Consider the following 16752-nt stretch of genomic DNA (forward strand, 5'->3'; position numbering starts at 1 on the left):
GTCGGGCAGCTGTCCCGCCGGCCGCTCCCCGGCCGTCCGGCAGTCGGACGCCGTCTCACTGGGTGGGATCGTGGCGGGCGTCACTGCGGCCGGGTCGTCGCCCGGGTTACAGTGACGACATCATGCGTATCCGGCTGCTTCTTCTTAGCTGCCGCGGCGAGGGCCTGTAGTCCAGTGAAGGCCGGCCCCCTCGCCGCGGGGAGTCGTGTTGCGCCCAGCGTCAGCTGTCGTGGCGCATCCAGTCGGCCGAGTCGGGTGTCCTGATCCCCCGACCGCAGACCGCCTTCGACAAGGGAAGCCGAGAGCCCCAGCCATGACCGAACAGTCCTCCGTCGCCCGCGCGTTCGTCGACCGTCCGACCCCGATCACCGCCGCGAGCGTGCAGCAGAAGACCTCGGGGATGCCGTTCCACCGGTACGTACCCTTCGGCACCGTGGACCTGCCGGACCGCACCTGGCCGAGCAAGGTGATCACCCAGGCCCCGCGCTGGCTGTCCACCGACCTGCGCGACGGCAACCAGGCGCTGATCGACCCGATGTCGCCGGCCCGCAAGCGCAAGATGTTCGACCTGCTGGTGAAGCTGGGCTACAAGGAGATCGAGGTCGGCTTCCCGTCCTCCGGCGCCACCGACTTCAACTTCGTCCGCTCGCTGATCGAAGAGGACGCGATCCCCGAGGACGTCACCATTTCGGTGCTGACCCAGGCCCGTGAGGACCTGATCGAGCGCACCGTCGAGTCGCTGAAGGGCGCCCCGCGGGCCACCGTCCACCTGTACAACGCCACCTCGCCGATGTTCCGCCGGGTGGTGTTCAAGGCGAGCAAGGACGAGATCAAGGCCATCGCGACGGACGGCACCCGGCTGGTGATGGAGTACGCCGAGAAGATCCTGGGCGACGAGACCGTCTTCGGCTACGAGTACTCGCCGGAGATCTTCATCGACACCGAGCTGGACTACGCGCTGGAGGTCTGCGAGGCGGTGATGGACGTCTGGCAGCCCGGCGAGGGCCGCGAGATCATCCTGAACCTGCCGACCACCGTCGAGCGATCCACCCCGAACGTCTACGCCGACAAGATCGAGTGGATGTCGCGCAACCTGTCGCGCCGCGAGTTCGTCTGCGTGTCCGCGCACCCGCACAACGACCGCGGCACCGGCGTCGCCTCCGCCGAGCTGGCCGTCATGGCCGGCGCCGACCGGGTCGAGGGCTGCCTGTTCGGCCAGGGCGAGCGCACCGGCAACCTGGACCTGGTCAACGTCGGGATGAACCTGTTCTCGCAGGGCGTCGACCCGATGATCGACTTCTCCGACATCGACGAGATCCGCCGCACCGCCGAGTACTGCAACCAGATGCCGGTGCCCGAGCGCCACCCCTACGCCGGCGACCTGGTCTTCACCTCCTTCTCCGGCTCGCACCAGGACGCCATCAAGAAGGGCTTCGACGCCCTGGAGGCCGACGCCGCCGCGGCGGGCGTGCCGGTCGGCGACCACACCTGGGGCGTGCCCTACCTGCCGATCGACCCCAAGGACGTCGGCCGCAGCTACGAGGCGGTCATCCGGGTCAACTCGCAGTCCGGCAAGGGCGGCATCGCCTACGTGCTGAAGAACGACCACAAGCTGGACCTGCCGCGCCGGATGCAGATCGAGTTCTCGAAGATCATCCAGGCCAAGACCGACGCCGAGGGCGGCGAGGTCACCCCCGGCGACATCTGGGCGGTCTTCCAGGACGAGTACCTGCCCACCCCCGCCAACCCGTGGGGCCGGATCTCGCTGAGCGGCTCGCGCAGCCTGACCACCGAGGACGGCCGCGACGCGCTGACCACCGAGGCGGTCGTCGACGGCACCCCCGCCACGCTGACCGGCACCGGCAACGGCCCGGTCTCCGCCTTCGTCAACGCGCTGGCCTCGATCGGCATCGACGTCCGGGTCCTGGACTACGCCGAGCACGCGCTGAGCGAGGGCGGCGACGCGCAGGCCGCCGCGTACGTCGAGTGCGCCGTGGGCGACAAGGTGCTGTGGGGCGTGGGCATCGACGGCAACACCGTGCTGGCCTCGCTGAAGGCTCTGGTCAGCGCCGTCAACCGGGCCGCGCAGCGCGACTGAACCGCGGTCGGCCGGGCTGTTCGGCGGGACTGGGCCCGCGGTCGGGGCGGCCCGGGCGGTGCGGCCGGAATGCCGTATCGGTCGGGCTGTTCGGCAGGTGGCCGGACCGTGGTCAACAGGCCGCGTGGAGCTGCTTGCTGACGTTCCGTCAGATAGTGTCGGGGCTGCGCCCGGTGGGGTGTGGCCCCGGTCACAAATTTTCCCCTCGGCACCCGTTCAGGGTGCTGACACGAGCCGGTAACCATGGCAACATCGACGGACCGGAACCGGGGTCGGTGGGACGGCCACGGCGTCCGGTCGCGTGACCTGCCCATTGATGTGCAGGCCGCCTGCCATGTCTGGGGAGTGGCGCCGTGACAGGGTTGTGGGGTGTTCGCCCTCGTTGGCGGACGGATGTCCTCGGTGAATTCTTCTGCCCGGGCTGCGGCGGGGACCGCAACTACCGTCGGCAGCACGGCCGGCGGTGGCTGCGGTTGCTCGGCACTCCGGTCCTGCCGCTCGGCGGCGTGGTCCGCAGCGTCCAGTGCACGTCCTGCCGCGGCCGCCACAGCACCGAGGTCCTGGACCAGTTGACCTCCGTCCGGCTCAGCGCGATGCTCCGCGACGCCCAGTACACCGTCGCGCTGGCCGCGCTCGCCGCCGGTGGCACCGGCAGCCGCAGCGGACGCGAGGCCGCCTGCACCGTCATCAAGGAAGCCGGCTTCGACGACTGCGGCGAGGCCCAGGTGCTGGCCGCGCTCGCCGCACTCTCCGGACACAGCAGCGGCGAACCCCTCGACGTGGACGTCGAGGGCGGCGGCCTGGCCGTCGAACTGCACGCCGCGCTCGAACCACTCGCCCCGCACCTGCTCGTCCAGGGCCGCGAACGCCTCCTCACCCTCGGCGCGATGGTCGCCCTCGCCGACGGCCGCTACCTCCCGCAGGAGCGGGCCGCCCTCGGCGTGGTCGGCCGCTGCCTCGACCTCGGCACCGCGCAGGTCGACCGGCTGCTGGAGGCCGCCACCCGCGCCCCGCACTGACGTCCCCGCACTGACGTCCCTGCTTTGGCGTCCCCGTACTGACGTTCTTGCATGACGTCCTGTTCCGCCGTCCTGTTCCGCTGTCCCGTTTCGCCCGTTCGTTCCGTCGCTCCCATGAGCCGGGCCCGTACCCCCCTCCCGGGCCCGCCGTGTCCCGCACCGTACGGGTGAAAGCCCCACGCCCCGGTGCGGGTTCACGGCTGCGCGCCGTCCGGTGCCGCCCGGGCTGTCGGTGGGGTACGGGACAATGGGAACCACCATGAGTCTCTTCCGCGACGACGGCATCGTGCTGCGCACCCAGAAGCTCGGCGAGGCCGACCGGATCATCACCTTCCTGACCCGCCAGCACGGCAAGGTCCGGGCGGTGGCGCGCGGCGTCCGCCGGACCAAGTCGAAGTTCGGTGCGCGCCTCGAACCGTTCTCGCACGTCGACATCCAGTTCTTCAGCCGGGGCAGCGAACTCGTCGGCCGCACCCTGCCGTTGTGCACCCAGGTGGAGACCATCGCCCCCTACGGCGCCAGGATCGTCGACGACTACACCCGCTACACGGCCGGCACCGCGATGCTGGAGACCGCCGAGCGGTTCGCCGAGAACGAGGGCCAGCCTGCTGTCCAGCAGTACCTGCTGCTGGTCGGTGGCCTGCGCACGCTGGCCGACGGCACCCACCAGTCGCACCTGGTGCTGGACGCCTTCCTGCTGCGCTCGCTGGCCGTCAACGGCTACGGCGCGAGCTTCACCGACTGCGCCCGCTGCGGACTTCCCGGCCCCAACCGGTTCTTCTCCCTCCAGGCCGGCGGTGTGCTGTGCGGCGACTGCCGGGTGCCCGGAAGTGCCGTACCCTCCCCTGAGACACTGGTACTGCTCGGCGCGCTGCTGTCCGGGGACTGGAAGACCGCCGACTCCTGCGAGCCGCGGTACTGGCGCGAGGGCAGCGGGCTGGTGGCCGCCTACCTGCAGTGGCACTTGGAGCGGGGCATCCGCTCGATGAGATACGTGGAGAAGTGAACATGGTCGCGCGACGCCTGTTCGGCAGCAAGCAGCGGACGTACGAAGTCCCGGCCCCGCACTCGAGCGGCGCGAAGCCGCCGAAGATCCCCGGCGAGCTGGTCCCGAACCATGTCGCGGTGGTCATGGACGGCAACGGCCGCTGGGCCAAGGAGCGCGGCCTGCCCCGCACCGAGGGCCACAAGGTCGGCGAGGGCGTCGTCCTCGACGTGCTGCGCGGCTGCCTGGAGGTCGGCGTCAAGAACCTCTCGCTGTACGCCTTCTCCACCGAGAACTGGAAGCGTTCCCCGGAAGAAGTGAAGTTCCTGATGAACTTCAACCGGGACGTCATCCGCCGCCGCCGCGACGAGATGGACGCCATGGGCATCCGGATCCGCTGGGTCGGCCGGATGCCGAAGATGTGGAAGAGCGTCGTCCAGGAGCTCCAGATCGCCCAGGAGCAGACCAAGAACAACGACGCCATGACGCTGTACTTCTGCGTCAACTACGGCGGCCGGGCCGAGATCGCCGACGCCGCCCTGGCCATCGCCCGCGATGTGGCCGCCGGGAAGCTCAACCCGGAGAAGGTCAACGAGAAGCTGTTCGCGAAGTACCTCTACTACCCGGACATGCCGGACGTGGACCTCTTCCTGCGCCCCAGCGGCGAGCAGCGCACCTCCAACTTCCTGGCCTGGCAGTCCGCGTACGCCGAGTTCGTGTTCCAGGACGTGCTCTGGCCCGACTTCGACCGCCGTGACCTGTGGCGCGCCTGCGAGCAGTACGCCCGCCGCGACCGCCGCTTCGGCGGGGCCCTCCCCAACGAGGTCGACGCCGAGGTTCCGCCGCAGCGCTGACCGGCGCCGAGGTTCCGCCGCAGCGCGGGCCGGCGTCGAGGTTCTGCCGCAGTGCTGACCGGCGTCGCGGCCGCCAGTACGGCGAGGGCCCGGATCGGACTGTTCCGATCCGGGCCCTCCGCGTTGCCGGGCGCCTACTCCGGCTGCTGCTTCGCGGCGCACTCGCCGCAGGTGCCGAAGATCTCCAGGGTGTGCGCGATGTCGCTGAACCCGTGCTCGGCGGCGACCGCGTTGGCCCAGCGCTCGACCGCCGGACCCTCGACCTCGACGGTCGCCCCGCAGTGCCGGCACACCAGGTGGTGGTGGTGCCCGCTGCTGCACCGACGGTAGACCGCCTCGCCCTCGGCGGTGCGCAGTACGTCCACCTCACCGGCCTCGGCGAGGGACTGGAGCGTCCGGTAGACGGTGGTCAGCCCGACCGAGTCGCCCCGGTGCTTGAGCATGTCGTGCAGTTCCTGCGCGCTCCGGAAATCCTCGATCTCGTCCAGAACCGCCGAGACGGCGGTGCGCTGCCGAGTCGATCGCGCGCGCGGCGACGGGCCTGCGGTGGTCACCGGGGTCCTCCTGCTGATCGGCTGGGTTTCGCACATCATTGTGCCAGCCCCCGACTTGACAGCGTCTCCCCCGACAGCGGCGCCGGCACCGCCGTGCCTGCCGACGCCCGGGCCGCCCCGGTGGCGGCTTCCGCGGCCTCCGTGCCCTCCGCAGCCTCTGCGGCCAGGTCGGCGGGGGCCGGGCGTTGCGCGTTCGGGCCCCGGCCGGTCGAACGTGGTGCGCTCGCGCCCTGGCCGGGCAGTACGACGTCGCAGACCGCCGGGCCGTGCTCGGCGGCGATCCGGTTCCGGTGTCGACGCCTGGCCAGCGGTGCGGCGACCGCGCTGAACAGGGCGAAGGCCAGGATGGCCAGGATCACGATGGTGGGGCCGGAGGGCAGGTCGGCCTGGTAGGAGGTGCCGACGCCGAGCAGGGCCGTCACCACGCCGACGCTCACCGCGGCGGCCTGGGTGGCCGCGAAGGAACGAGTCAGCTGCTGGGCCGCCGCGACCGGGACCACCATCAGCGCGCTGACCAGCAGCAGGCCGACCACCCGCATGGCGACCGTCACGGTGACCGCGGCCATCACCGCCAGCAGCAGGTTGAGCACCCGCACCGGCAGGCCGGTGACCCGGGCGAACTCCTCGTCCTGGCAGACCGCGAACAGCTGGCGGCGCAGGCCCGCGGTGACCGCGACGACGACCGCCGCCAGCCCGCCGATCACGGCCAGGTCGCCGGGGGAGACGGTGAGGATGGAGCCCCACAGGTAGCTCTCCAGGCTGCCGGAACCGGCCTGGCTGCTCATCGAGACCAGCAGCTTGCCGCCGGCCATGCCGCCGTAGAACAGCATCGCCAGGGCGATGTCACCGCGCTGGTTGCCGCGTGCGCGGACCAGCTCCATCACGATCGCGCCGAGGATGCAGACCAGGACGGCCATCCAGATCGGGTTGGCCTGGAACAGGAAGCCGAGGCCGACACCGGTCAGCGCGACGTGGCCGATGCCGTCGCCCATCAGCGCCTGGCGGCGCTGCACCAGGTAGATGCCGACCGAGGGGGCGGTGATGCCGACCAGCAGGGCGGCGAGGAACGCCCGCTGCATGAAGTCGGGTTGGAACATCTCGATCATGCCAGCAGCCCCTGGGTGGTGCGGTGGTGGTGGTCGTCCGCGTGCGGGTGGACGTGGTCGTGGCCGGGCAGCGCGTGCTGGCCGACGCCCCGCGGCGGCGGCCCGTCGTGCGCGACGCAGCCGTCGCGCAGCACCACGGCCCGGTCGATCAACGGCTCCAGCGGGCCGAGTTCGTGCAGCACCAGGAGCACCGCGCAGCCGCGCTCCACCTCGCTGCGCAGGATGTCGGCGAGCACCTGCTGACTGTCCACGTCGACGCCGGCCATCGGCTCGTCCATGATCAGCAGGTCGGGCAGGCCGACCAGGGCACGGGCGATCAGCACCCGCTGGTGCTGCCCACCGGACAGGTTGGCGACGCCGTCGCCGGCCCGGTCCAGCATGCCGACGGCGCTCAGCGCCCGGTCCACCGCGGCGCGGTCCTTGCGGCGGAACGGCAGCAGCCCGTGCTGCGGCAGCCGACCGGTGGAGACCACCTCGCGCACCGTGGCCGGCACCCCGCCGGCCGCGGTGGTGCGCTGCGGCACGTATCCGACCCGGTGCCAGGCCCGGAACTTGCGCCGCGGTGTCCCGAACAGCTCCAGGCTGCCCTGCTCCAGCGGCACCGATCCGATGACGCTCTTCACGGTGGTGGACTTGCCGGACCCGTTGGCACCCAGCAGCGCCACCACTTCGCCCGGCCGGACGGTGAGATCGACGCCGCGCAGCACCGGCCGACCACCGACGGTGGCGACCGCGCCCCGGAGGCTGACGACCGCCGGCCCGGTGTCCTCGCCGGAGGACGGCCGCAGCCGGTCGGAGTCTGCCGTGGAGATGACAGTACTCATGGTGTTCCTCGCTCGGCTTGCGCCGCTTGGTTCGGGTCGGTGGGTCGGTGGGTCGGTGGGTCGGCTCAGTGGTGGTCGGTCAGCTTGCGCCGAGGGCGGCCTTCAGGTTGTCGAGGTTCTGCCGCATGACCGAGAAGTAGTCGTTCTTGTCCGGCTCCTTGACCCCTTCCAGGGGGTCGAGAACAGCGGTCTTCAGGCCCAGGTCGGCGGCTACGGTGTTGGCCAGCTTGGGGCTGACCAGGGCCTCGAAGAACACCGTGGTGGCGCCGTTGTCCTTTGCGGCGCGCTGGATCGCGGCCAGCCGGGACGGGGTGGGTTCGGCCTCCGGATCGACGCCGTTGATCGCCACCTGGTTCAGGCCGTAGTGGTCGGCGAGGTAGCCGAAGGCGGCGTGGCTGGTGATGAACGTCTTGGTCTTGACGTTCTGCAGACCGTCCCGGAACTCCTGGTCCAGGGTGGCAAGTCGGGCCACCACGGTGTCGGTGTTGCGCTGGTAGTCGGCGGCGTTCGCCGGGTCGACCTGGGCGAGCTCCGCGCCGACGCTCTTCGCGACCGCCGCGTACCGGGTCGGGTCCAGCCAGATGTGCGGGTCGCCGGTGGCGGCGGAGTGCTCGTGCTCACCGTCGTGGCCGTCGGTCTCGGTGGCGCCCTCGTCCAGGTGGTGGTCCACCAGCGGGGAGACCGCGGTGGCGTCCACCACGTGCTTGGGGTGGGTCTGCGCCACTGCCTTGTCCACGGTCGGCTGCAGGCCCTTGAGGTAGATCACCGTGTCGGCCCGCTGCACGGCCGCGACCTGCTTGGCCGTGAGCTCCAGGTCGTGCGGCTCCACGCCGGGGGCGGTCAGGTCGGTGACCTTGACGTGCTCGCCGCCGATCTGCCGGGCCAGGAATTCCATCGGGTAGAACGACGCCACCACGTTCAGCTGCCCGCCGTCCTTCCCGACGGCGCTACTGGTGCCACCGCAGGCGGAGAGCAGGAGCGCACCGACCGCCGTCGTGGCGGCGAAGGCTATCGAGGTCGACAGGCGGCGATTCTTCATGACAACCATTCTCATCTTATGTGGAAATGATTGTCAACTTGCATTCGGGGGGATCGGGGTCACACTGCCGCCCCGGCGACCTTCCGCAAGCCGGTGGCGACAGCCCTGTGCGCCGCTGTCCGCCACCCGCGCGCCGGGCCGGGCGGGACCGGTCGTGGGTCGGGGCGGCCATGGGGTCGGGTCGGCGTCAACACGCCAGGACGTACACGGCCGTTCACTCCGCCAAGGCCTCACGGCCGCGTGTCTGCGCCACTATCGAGTTGAATCCCGCCCCCGCATCCCCGGTACCCTGAGTTTCTTCGGGCGCGCGCAACCAGCCGCGCCCTGACCGTGCCGTCGTACTGAAGAGAGCACTGTGGCCGCCGACAAGATCGACACGATCGTCAGCCTGAGCAAGCGCCGTGGCTTCGTCTACCCCTGCAGCGAGATCTACGGCGGTACCCGTGCCGCCTGGGACTACGGTCCGCTGGGAGTCGAGCTGAAGGAGAACATCAAGCGCCAGTGGTGGCGTGCGATGATCACCGCTCGGGAGGACGTCGTCGGTATCGACTCCTCGGTGATCCTCGCCCGCGAGGTCTGGGAGGCCTCCGGCCACGTCGCGACCTTCAACGACCCGCTGACCGAGTGCCTCTCCTGTCACAAGCGCTTCCGCGCCGACCACCTGGAAGAGGCCTACGAGGCCAAGCACAAGAAGCTCCCGGCCAACGGCCTGGCCGACATCAACTGCCCGAACTGTGGCAACAAGGGCGCCTTCACGGAGCCCAAGGAGTTCTCGGGCATGCTGAAGACGCACCTCGGTGTCACCGAGGACGCGTCCGGCCTGGCCTACCTCCGCCCGGAGACCGCGCAGGGCATCTTCACCAACTTCCGGGCCGTGCAGACCACGTCGCGCAAGAAGCCGCCGTTCGGCATCGCCCAGGTCGGAAAGAGCTTCCGCAACGAGATCACGCCCGGCAACTTCATCTTCCGCACTCGCGAGTTCGAGCAGATGGAGATGGAGTTCTTCGTCAAGCCGGGCGAGGACGAGACCTGGCACGAGTACTGGCTCGAGCAGCGCTGGAACTGGTACGTGGACCTCGGTCTGCGCACCGAGAACATGCGCTTCTTCGAGCACCCCAAGGAGAAGCTGTCCCACTACGCCAAGCGCACGGTGGACATCGAGTACCGCTTCAACTTCGGTGGCAGCGAGTTCTCCGAGCTCGAGGGCGTCGCCAACCGCACCGACTACGACCTGAGGGTGCACAGCGAGGCCTCCGGCCAGGACCTCAAGTACTTCGACCAGGACGCGAACGAGCGGTACTACCCGTACGTCATCGAGCCCGCCGCCGGCCTCAACCGCGCGATGCTGGCCTTCCTGATCGACGCCTACTTCGAGGACGAGGCCCCGAACGCCAAGGGCGTCATGGAGAAGCGCGTCGGCATGCGGCTCGACCCGCGCCTGGCTCCGGTCAAGGTCGCGGTTCTCCCGCTGTCCCGCAACACCGACCTCTCCCCGAAGGCCCGCGGCCTGGCCGCCGACCTGCGTTCCGCCTGGAACGTCGAGTTCGACGACGCCGGCGCGATCGGCAAGCGCTACCGCCGCCAGGACGAGATCGGCACGCCGTTCTGCGTCACCGTCGACTTCGACACCCTCGAGGACAACGCGGTGACCGTCCGCGAGCGTGACACCATGGCGCAGGAGCGCGTGTCGCTCGACCAGGTGAAGTCCTACCTGGGCGCCCGCCTGATCGGTTGCTGACGTCGTCTCACCCGGTGAGTCCCAGCGAGTCTCAGTGAGTCGCAGTGAGTCCCACCGATTGAGCCCGACCGGCTGAGCAGCACCCCCGGCTCCCGGCCCGCGAATTCGATTTCGCAGGCCGGGAGCCGTGGCTTTTCCGGCGGCCGATGGTTCTTCGGCTGGTGCTGGTGCTGGTGCTGGTGCTGGTGCTGGTGCTGGTGCTGGTGCCGGTGTTCGGCGGGGCTGGGGTTCGACGGTGGTGGCCGGGGTGTTCTGTCGGCGCTCGGAGTGTCGGCCGGCGGTCAGCGGCGCTGGCGGGACCGGGAACGCGGACGCGGTGCCGGCTGGGTCGGCAGCCCGCCGGTGCGCAGCGCCGTGAACACGCTGCGGGCCCGGCTCTCCTCCAGGTCGTCGGCGGCGAACAACAGGGTGTCGTACAGCTCGGTCGCCCCCTGGATCGCGGCGCCGAACCGACCGATGTCACTAGCGGACCGCAGCCGCACCAGTTCGCCGATCAGCTCCGCTGCGGCGTCCTCGTTCAATGTGCCGGCGATCGTGGCGACCTCGTTGATCGGTCGGCCTGCCGCCTGGCGCAGGAGGTGCCGTGCATCGCCGGTCCGCCCTGCGGCCTTCAAGTGCTGTGCCAGCTCGGCGAGTTCCTCGGCCGGGGCGGAGGCGCGCTCCCACAGCAGGGTCTGGCCGTCGGCCGACTGCCCGGACTGCTCCAGGGCTGCGAGCAGCGCCGGCAGTGCCGCGGAACTTGCCGACCAGAGCGTGTGGAAGAGGTCGGCGGCCTCGTCGATCATCCCCTCGCGGCGCAGCACCGCGAGTGTTTCGGCCGCATGCTCCGGGGCTCCGGCGGAGACCGAGCGCGCCAGGTAGGTGGACGAGCCGCTGGGGCCGTTCTGCTGCAGAAGGGCGGCCAGCCGGGCAACGTCGTCCGGCGTGATCATCACGGCCACCTGGCGGACGATGGCCGCCGACTCGTGTGTCGCGCCCTGCTGGTGCAGCCCGCTGATGCGCTGCACCAGGGCCACCAGTTCCACCGTCGTCCGCGGCCGCATCGAGCCGGGCGCCTGCGCCGCGTCCTCGCCGCCGGGGGATCCGGCCAGGTTCGAGGCGGCGGGTCCGGGCCCCGGGGCAGTCTGCTGGAAGCGGTCGTTGGTGTGGCCGACGGCCTGCGCGGCCTGCGCGGACGGCCTGTCGGCAGAGGTGGTGTTGATCCCGGCACCGGCACCGGCTCCGGCTGCGGCACCGGATTCGGTGGTGGCGGACCGGGCGTTCCAGGGGCCGGTGGCACCGGTGTTGTCCCTGCGCAGGCCGGGGCGCTCTGTGCGCGGGCGCTCTGCGTGGCTGAACCCTGCGTCGGCGGGGCGAGTCGCGCCAACGGCCTGGCCCGGTATGCCTGTCCGGGCCCAGGAAGCCTGCTCCGCCGCTGCTGTGGGACGGCCGGTGCCGAGGTGGCGGCGGTTGGGGGAGGTGTCGGCGTTCGGATCGGCCGGCCCCGGGCCGGGTCGTCCTGCGGGCGCGCTGCGACCGGCGGGCGTTCCCTGGCGGTCCGTGTCGAAGCGGGCAGCGGGCGAATGCGGCCGCTGCGGCGGGATCGGGGAGGCGCCCCAGCCCGCAGGGGCGTTCGTGTGCCCCTGCGGCGGCGAGTCTGTCGGGTGGCCCGGGCGGAGGGGAGGCTCGACAGCCGATCGGCCGGTCAGCAGACGGTCCTCTGCGGCCAGAAGCCGGTCACTCAGTTCGAGGCAGCGGGCGCCAAGGCCTTCGCGGAGGTTCTGGGCCTGGGCGAGTTGCCGGAGCAGTTCGGGGTCGGGCTGCCGGGACGGGCGGCCGGGCCCGGGGGCGCGATCGGAGCTGTGGCCGGACCGAAGCTCCTCACTGAGTCGGCGTTCGCGCTGTGCGGCGAATTGCCGTGCTCGGAGCAGCTCGTCCAACTCGGCTCTGAGTGTTTGGACATCGGCCGGCTCCGGCCCCCGATCGCGTACGTTCATCGCGCCCCGCCCTGGCCTTTCCACGGGGTCCCCCGATTGGCCCCCGACACTACGACTGGTGGCCATCCTGGTGCTGCCGTAGGGCGGCCACGTTACGGGAGTAAGTCATAACGTTTTCGAGACGGAAATGCGAGTGGCGGTGCGCCCGGAGATCGGCGGATTTTGTGGACGATGGCCAATTGCCGCCCGACTCGCCCCACTTGTGAGGATTGTGGCCCTGCGGGGCACGCGAGTAGGAGATGAATGGGCGTCAGTCCGCGAGCCGGGCCCGTGCTTCCATCAGTGCGAAGCCGAGCAGGTTCAGCCCCCGCCACTGCGCCGGCGAGTGCGCCTTTTCGTTGTCGGCCGCCAGCCCGATGCCCCAGATCCGGTCGAGTGGGCTGGCCTCCACCAGGACGCGCGTCCGGGTGCCGAGCAGGTAGTCGCGAAGCTGTTCGTCCTGCTCGAACTTGGCGATGCTGCCCGTCACCACCAGTTCGAAACGGTGTGTCTCCCAGACGTCCTGGTCGAAGCCCTTGACCAGGCGGCCCAACTTCTTGGCCTCGGCGGGCGTTCGAGCCCGGAGGATGCGCGGGACGCTCTCCTCGTCGCCGAACAGCCGTGCCTTGCCGGCCATCATCCAGTGCTCGGCGGTGGAGTACTCGACTTCGTCGACGATGAACGGCGACGGCCACCACTGGCTGAGGGCACCGGACCCGATCCGTCCGTCCGGCTGCGGCTGGTGTCCCCAGAAGTGCAGGTACTTGGGGTTGCCGCCGGATGCGATCGCGGCGACCAGCTGCTCCCGGGTCCGCGCGTCACTTGTGAGGATGGTCGGATTGGCCATGGCACCATCCTTGCACCGTCGCGGAGACCGGGCTCGGCATTATTCGCGGGCCGTGGCCTCCGCCGAACCGGCCCGAACCGTGGCCTCCGCCGAACCGGCCCGAACCGTGGCCTCCGCCGAACCGGCCCGAACCGTGGCCTCCGCCGAACCGGCCCGAACCGTGGCCTGGCCTGGCCCGGCTCGGGGCGGCCTCCGCCGGCCTGGCCCGCCCCGGCCCGTTGCGGGCCCGGTGTTCGTGCCGACCCCGGCTCGGCGGGGTGCGGCCGTCACCCGACCGAGCGCGGCAGGTGGATGCTCAGCCAGCAGATGATCAGGGAACCGAGCGTCTGGATGCCGAGCACCAGAGCCAGCGCGTTCGCCATTCCCAGCGTGGGGACCAGTCCGATGAAGAGGGTTCCGAGCGTGGCCACTCCCAGGGCCAGGCTGGACTGTTGAGTGGTAGCCAGCACCCCGCTGCCGACTCCCGCGCGTTCCGCGGGGACCCGGGAGAGCACCACCCGGAACAGCGGCATGCCCACCAAGCCCTGTCCGATGCCGGCAAGTGCCACGCCGGGGAGCATCCGGAGCGGGGAGAAGTGCGCCCAGTCGCCGAGCGCGGTGGCGGTCAGGGTGATCAGGCCGGCACCCTGAACCACCGCGCCGGCCGTGATGACCCGGCTGCCGAACCGCCCGACCAGTCGGGGGCCGGCCAGTGATGCGCCGAAGTAGCCGACCGCCATCGGCACCAGGGCCCAGCCCGCGGCGACCGGGCCCCGGTGCAGCCCGTCCTGCAGCAACAGGGCCACCACGAACATGAAGCCGCCGAATCCGGTGAAGTAGGGGACGGCCACGCCGAGGCCGCGCCGCATCTCCGGAATCCGCAGGAGCGAGAGCGGGACGAGAGGAACTCGCCCTTCCCGCTCGGCCCGGCGCTCCACCGCCAGGAACGTCGCAGCGAGGATGGGGAACGCCGCCAGGGACACCCAGGTCCAGAGCGGCCAGCCGACTGCCCGGCCCTCCATCAGGGGAACGAACAGGGACAGCAGGGCCGCCGTGAGCAGCAGGGTGCCGGGAAGGTCCACGCCGGCGGCCTGCTCCGCGCGGCTCTCCGGGACATGACGCGCCGCCAGGAACGCGGTGAGCAGCGCGAAGGGGACGTTCAGCAGAAACACGGCGCGCCAGCCGGTGCCGAAGAGGTCCGCCGAGACCAGGAGTCCGCCGAGTACCTGGCCGATCACCACCGAGATGCCGCCGACGGCTCCGTAGATGCCGAGGGCTCGGGCGCGCTGCTGACCGCTGGTGGTGGCGGTGATGGTGGCGAGGACCTGGGGAAGCAGCAGGGCGGCCGAGGCTCCCTGGGCGACCCGGGCGGCAACCAGGGTCCATGCGGTGGGGGCGGCACCGCAGGCGAGTGACGTGACGGTGAAGGCGACGGCTCCGGCGATGAACAGCCGCCGTCGGCCGAAGGCGTCGCCGAGCCGCCCGCCCAGGACGAGCAGGACGGCGAAGGCGATGCCGTAGCCCGCCGCCACAAGTTCCAGGACGGCGGGGCCGGCGACCAGATCGTGGTCGATGGTCGGCAGCGCGACATTCACTATGAAGAAGTCAAGCATCGGAAGGAAGGCGCCCAGAAGGACGGTGATCAGGCCGGCGGCACCCAGTGCGGGTGCCGCGGGCCGGAGGGGCGACGAGATCTGCGGTAGCACTGTCTGCTGAGTCACGGGTACTACGATGAGGCTCCTCTCAGCCTGGTACCAGGCGGTGTTTATCCGGGTATAAGGAGTACCTGGCAACAGGATCTGCGGTGGTACACCCTGGTGCTATGGCTATCTCCACGGACCTTCACACCCCCGCCGACGACCGGCGGCACGAACTGGCCACGTTCTTGCGAAGCCGCCGGGAACGCATCTCGCCCGAGCAGGTCGGGCTGCCTGCCGTTGGACGCCGTCGCACCCCGGGGCTGCGCCGTGAGGAGGTCGCCGGCCTCGCCGCAGTGGGGATCACCTGGTACACGTGGTTGGAGCAGGGACGGGACATCCAGGTGTCGGCCCAAGTCCTGGACGCGGTGGCCCGGGCTCTGCTGCTCGACCGCAACGAGCGATCGCACCTGTTCACGCTGGCCGGCGCCGAAGACCCGGCACCGGTCAGGGAATGCCCCACCGTCTCCTCGCCGATCAGAGCCATGGTCGACCAACTCGACCCGTTCCCGGCTGTGGTGATCAGCAGTCGGTTCGACATCCTCGCGTACAACCGGGCGTATACCTGGCTCGTCGGGGACTTGGACAGGATCCCCGAGGAGGACCGCAACATCATGTGGATGGTCTTCACTGACACTCCAATCGCGAGGAACTTGGCGGACCTGGCGGCCGCCAGAGCAGGGGTGGTGGCACGCTTCCGGACCGTGATGGCCGACCACGCGGCGGAACCCGCCTGGAAGGCGTTGGTCGGTCGGCTGCGCAGGGTCTCCCCGGACTTCGAAGAGGCGTGGGAACGCCACGAGGTGTCGGGGATGGTCAACGGGTTCAAACAGTTCGTGCTGCCCGAAGTCGGTCTGCTGCGCTTCGAGTACACGAACCTCTGGCTGGGCCCCAGGAGCGGTACCCGACTGGTCGGGTACGTGCCCCACGACCAGGACACCCAGGACCGGCTGCACCAACTGGCCAGCGCCACCTGACGGCTGGCCCGGCGCCGGCGCGCGGACGGCGACCCGCTCGCGCCCGGACCGGACCGTCCGAGCGCCACCGAGCAGCACAGGGCGGCGAGCGGAAGCTCCGCGCAGACGGCCATCAGCAGGGCCACCACCAGCTCGGGCCCACGAGCCGCCGTCGCCACGTCGCACCCGGCGTCGGCCACCAGGAGCACAGCAGCCGATCCAGCCGCCCAGTGCGGACTCCGGCCCTGCCGCAGCAGTACGGCGCTGGCCGAAAGAGCTACCGACTCGACCACATCGAGCAGGGCCCAGGCCGACTCGCCGGGGAGGGCGGCCAACAGCGCGGCCCAGGGCAGCAGGACCATCCCGCAACCCAGGAGCAGCAGTTCCACCTGCACCGGACCGACCCACAGGCCCGCGCTCTCGGGCCGGACCGGACGCACACCGCCGCCCGCCCGGAGAAGGCTCGCCGCGAACGCGCTCATGCCGACCTCCCCGACTCCAGGCACTCCGTGCGGTCCGACGCGCGGCACACCTGCGCCCAGCGGAACTCCCCGGCCACCGAGGCGAACCAGAAGCGGCCCGTCGTCCGCACCACATCGGCCTGCACCGTGCGGCGGCGCAGCCCGCCGGTACGGAAGAGGACCGGCCCGGGCCCGGCGCCCGGTGGCCATCGGCCCCATGCACAGGAGACCGGCCCGTCGTCCGGCCCGGCGGCCCGGCCACGCCGCGCTCCGCGCAACTGGGTATCGCCGAGCGAGGACTCGACCACCACATCGAGCAACTCGCCGTACTCGTACACCTCCATGGCCGGACGACGGCCGGCCCGCAGGCGGACCGACCACGGGCCGACCGAGGCAAGCAGGCCCATCGGGCCTGTGCCGTCGAGGAGTTCAGGCTCGGTCAGCGGGAGTGCCGGGGCGGTGCCACGGTGGGCACGGAACGGGCTGCGGCCACAACGCATCAGGTTCGTGTTCGTCATGCCGTCAAGAATCGTGCGACGCAGAGATCTTGTCGGTAGCGCGCGGCTCCGTCTTTGGGGTGTAGCCAGCTACACCCCAAAGACGGAGGCTCAGGCCATGGAAGCCGAGATCGGCGCGGCCC

14 protein-coding genes are annotated in these 16752 nt (G+C 70.9%); 6 read left to right on the forward strand and 8 right to left on the reverse strand.

Annotated features, from left to right (window positions below; genetic code table 11):
- Positions 1-313 precede the first annotated feature (313 nt).
- The 4 genes from leuA (at position 314) to ACIQF6_RS14275 (ending at position 4956) form a co-directional block, all read left to right on the forward strand.
- Positions 314-2098, forward strand: a complete 1785-nt coding sequence (gene leuA / locus ACIQF6_RS14260) for a 2-isopropylmalate synthase (protein WP_400894184.1) — start codon at positions 314-316, stop codon at positions 2096-2098.
- Positions 2099-2451: 353 nt separating this feature from the next.
- Positions 2452-3117: a TerB family tellurite resistance protein gene (locus ACIQF6_RS14265; RefSeq protein ID WP_400894186.1), complete on the forward strand. Its 666-nt coding sequence runs from the start codon at positions 2452-2454 to the stop codon at positions 3115-3117.
- A gap of 259 nt (positions 3118-3376) precedes the next feature.
- A complete protein-coding gene (recO, locus tag ACIQF6_RS14270) occupies positions 3377-4123 on the forward strand; it encodes a DNA repair protein RecO (RefSeq protein WP_400894188.1) in 747 nt (248 codons plus the stop codon).
- A 2-nt stretch (positions 4124-4125) separates the two neighbouring features.
- Positions 4126-4956 carry an isoprenyl transferase gene (locus tag ACIQF6_RS14275; protein WP_400894190.1) on the forward strand — a complete coding sequence of 277 codons (831 nt, stop codon included), beginning with the start codon at positions 4126-4128 and terminating at the stop codon, positions 4954-4956.
- Between the two features lie 134 nt (positions 4957-5090).
- Here the strand turns inward: ACIQF6_RS14275 and ACIQF6_RS14280 are convergent, their stop codons facing one another.
- The 4 genes from ACIQF6_RS14280 to ACIQF6_RS14295 form a co-directional block, all read right to left on the reverse strand.
- Entirely contained in the window at positions 5091-5510 is a 420-nt protein-coding gene (locus ACIQF6_RS14280; protein ID WP_400894192.1) for a Fur family transcriptional regulator, read from the reverse strand.
- Between the two features lie 35 nt (positions 5511-5545).
- Complete coding sequence (locus ACIQF6_RS14285) at positions 5546-6616, reverse strand: metal ABC transporter permease (RefSeq protein WP_400894194.1); 1071 nt, start codon at positions 6614-6616, stop codon at positions 5546-5548.
- Positions 6613-7440, reverse strand: coding sequence for a metal ABC transporter ATP-binding protein (locus tag ACIQF6_RS14290; RefSeq protein ID WP_400894196.1), 828 nt, complete (start codon positions 7438-7440; stop codon positions 6613-6615). The genes ACIQF6_RS14285 and ACIQF6_RS14290 overlap by 4 nt, the downstream gene beginning before the upstream one ends.
- A gap of 79 nt (positions 7441-7519) precedes the next feature.
- Entirely contained in the window at positions 7520-8479 is a 960-nt protein-coding gene (locus ACIQF6_RS14295; RefSeq protein WP_400894198.1) for a metal ABC transporter substrate-binding protein, read from the reverse strand.
- A gap of 355 nt (positions 8480-8834) precedes the next feature.
- Here ACIQF6_RS14295 and ACIQF6_RS14300 point away from each other — a divergent pair, with 355 nt between their 5' ends.
- On the forward strand, positions 8835-10217 hold the full coding sequence (locus ACIQF6_RS14300; protein WP_400894200.1) for a glycine--tRNA ligase: 1383 nt from the start codon (positions 8835-8837) through the stop codon (positions 10215-10217).
- Positions 10218-10498: 281 nt separating this feature from the next.
- On the opposite strand, the gene ACIQF6_RS14305 is transcribed toward ACIQF6_RS14300, so the two are convergent.
- The 3 genes from ACIQF6_RS14305 to ACIQF6_RS14315 all read right to left on the reverse strand — a co-directional run bounded on the left by ACIQF6_RS14305 (position 10499) and on the right by ACIQF6_RS14315 (position 14719).
- The gene (locus tag ACIQF6_RS14305) at positions 10499-11233 is read right to left on the reverse strand and encodes a hypothetical protein (protein ID WP_400894202.1); all 735 of its coding nucleotides are present in this window, start codon (positions 11231-11233) and stop codon (positions 10499-10501) included.
- Positions 11234-12443: 1210 nt separating this feature from the next.
- Positions 12444-13019 carry an NADAR family protein gene (locus tag ACIQF6_RS14310; RefSeq protein WP_400894204.1) on the reverse strand — a complete coding sequence of 192 codons (576 nt, stop codon included), beginning with the start codon at positions 13017-13019 and terminating at the stop codon, positions 12444-12446.
- A 266-nt stretch (positions 13020-13285) separates the two neighbouring features.
- Positions 13286-14719 carry an MFS transporter gene (locus ACIQF6_RS14315; RefSeq protein WP_400894206.1) on the reverse strand — a complete coding sequence of 478 codons (1434 nt, stop codon included), beginning with the start codon at positions 14717-14719 and terminating at the stop codon, positions 13286-13288.
- A 101-nt stretch (positions 14720-14820) separates the two neighbouring features.
- Between ACIQF6_RS14315 and ACIQF6_RS14320 the strand changes: the two genes are divergently transcribed.
- Positions 14821-15672, forward strand: a complete 852-nt coding sequence (locus ACIQF6_RS14320; RefSeq protein ID WP_400894208.1) for a helix-turn-helix transcriptional regulator — start codon at positions 14821-14823, stop codon at positions 15670-15672.
- Positions 15673-16129: 457 nt separating this feature from the next.
- Here the strand turns inward: ACIQF6_RS14320 and ACIQF6_RS14325 are convergent, their stop codons facing one another.
- Positions 16130-16630, reverse strand: a complete 501-nt coding sequence (locus ACIQF6_RS14325) for a hypothetical protein (protein WP_400894210.1) — start codon at positions 16628-16630, stop codon at positions 16130-16132.
- Positions 16631-16752: the final 122 nt, after the last annotated feature.

It is taken from the genome of Kitasatospora sp. NPDC092948, from assembly GCF_044754805.1.
Classification (GTDB): Bacteria; Actinomycetota; Actinomycetes; order Streptomycetales; family Streptomycetaceae; genus Kitasatospora.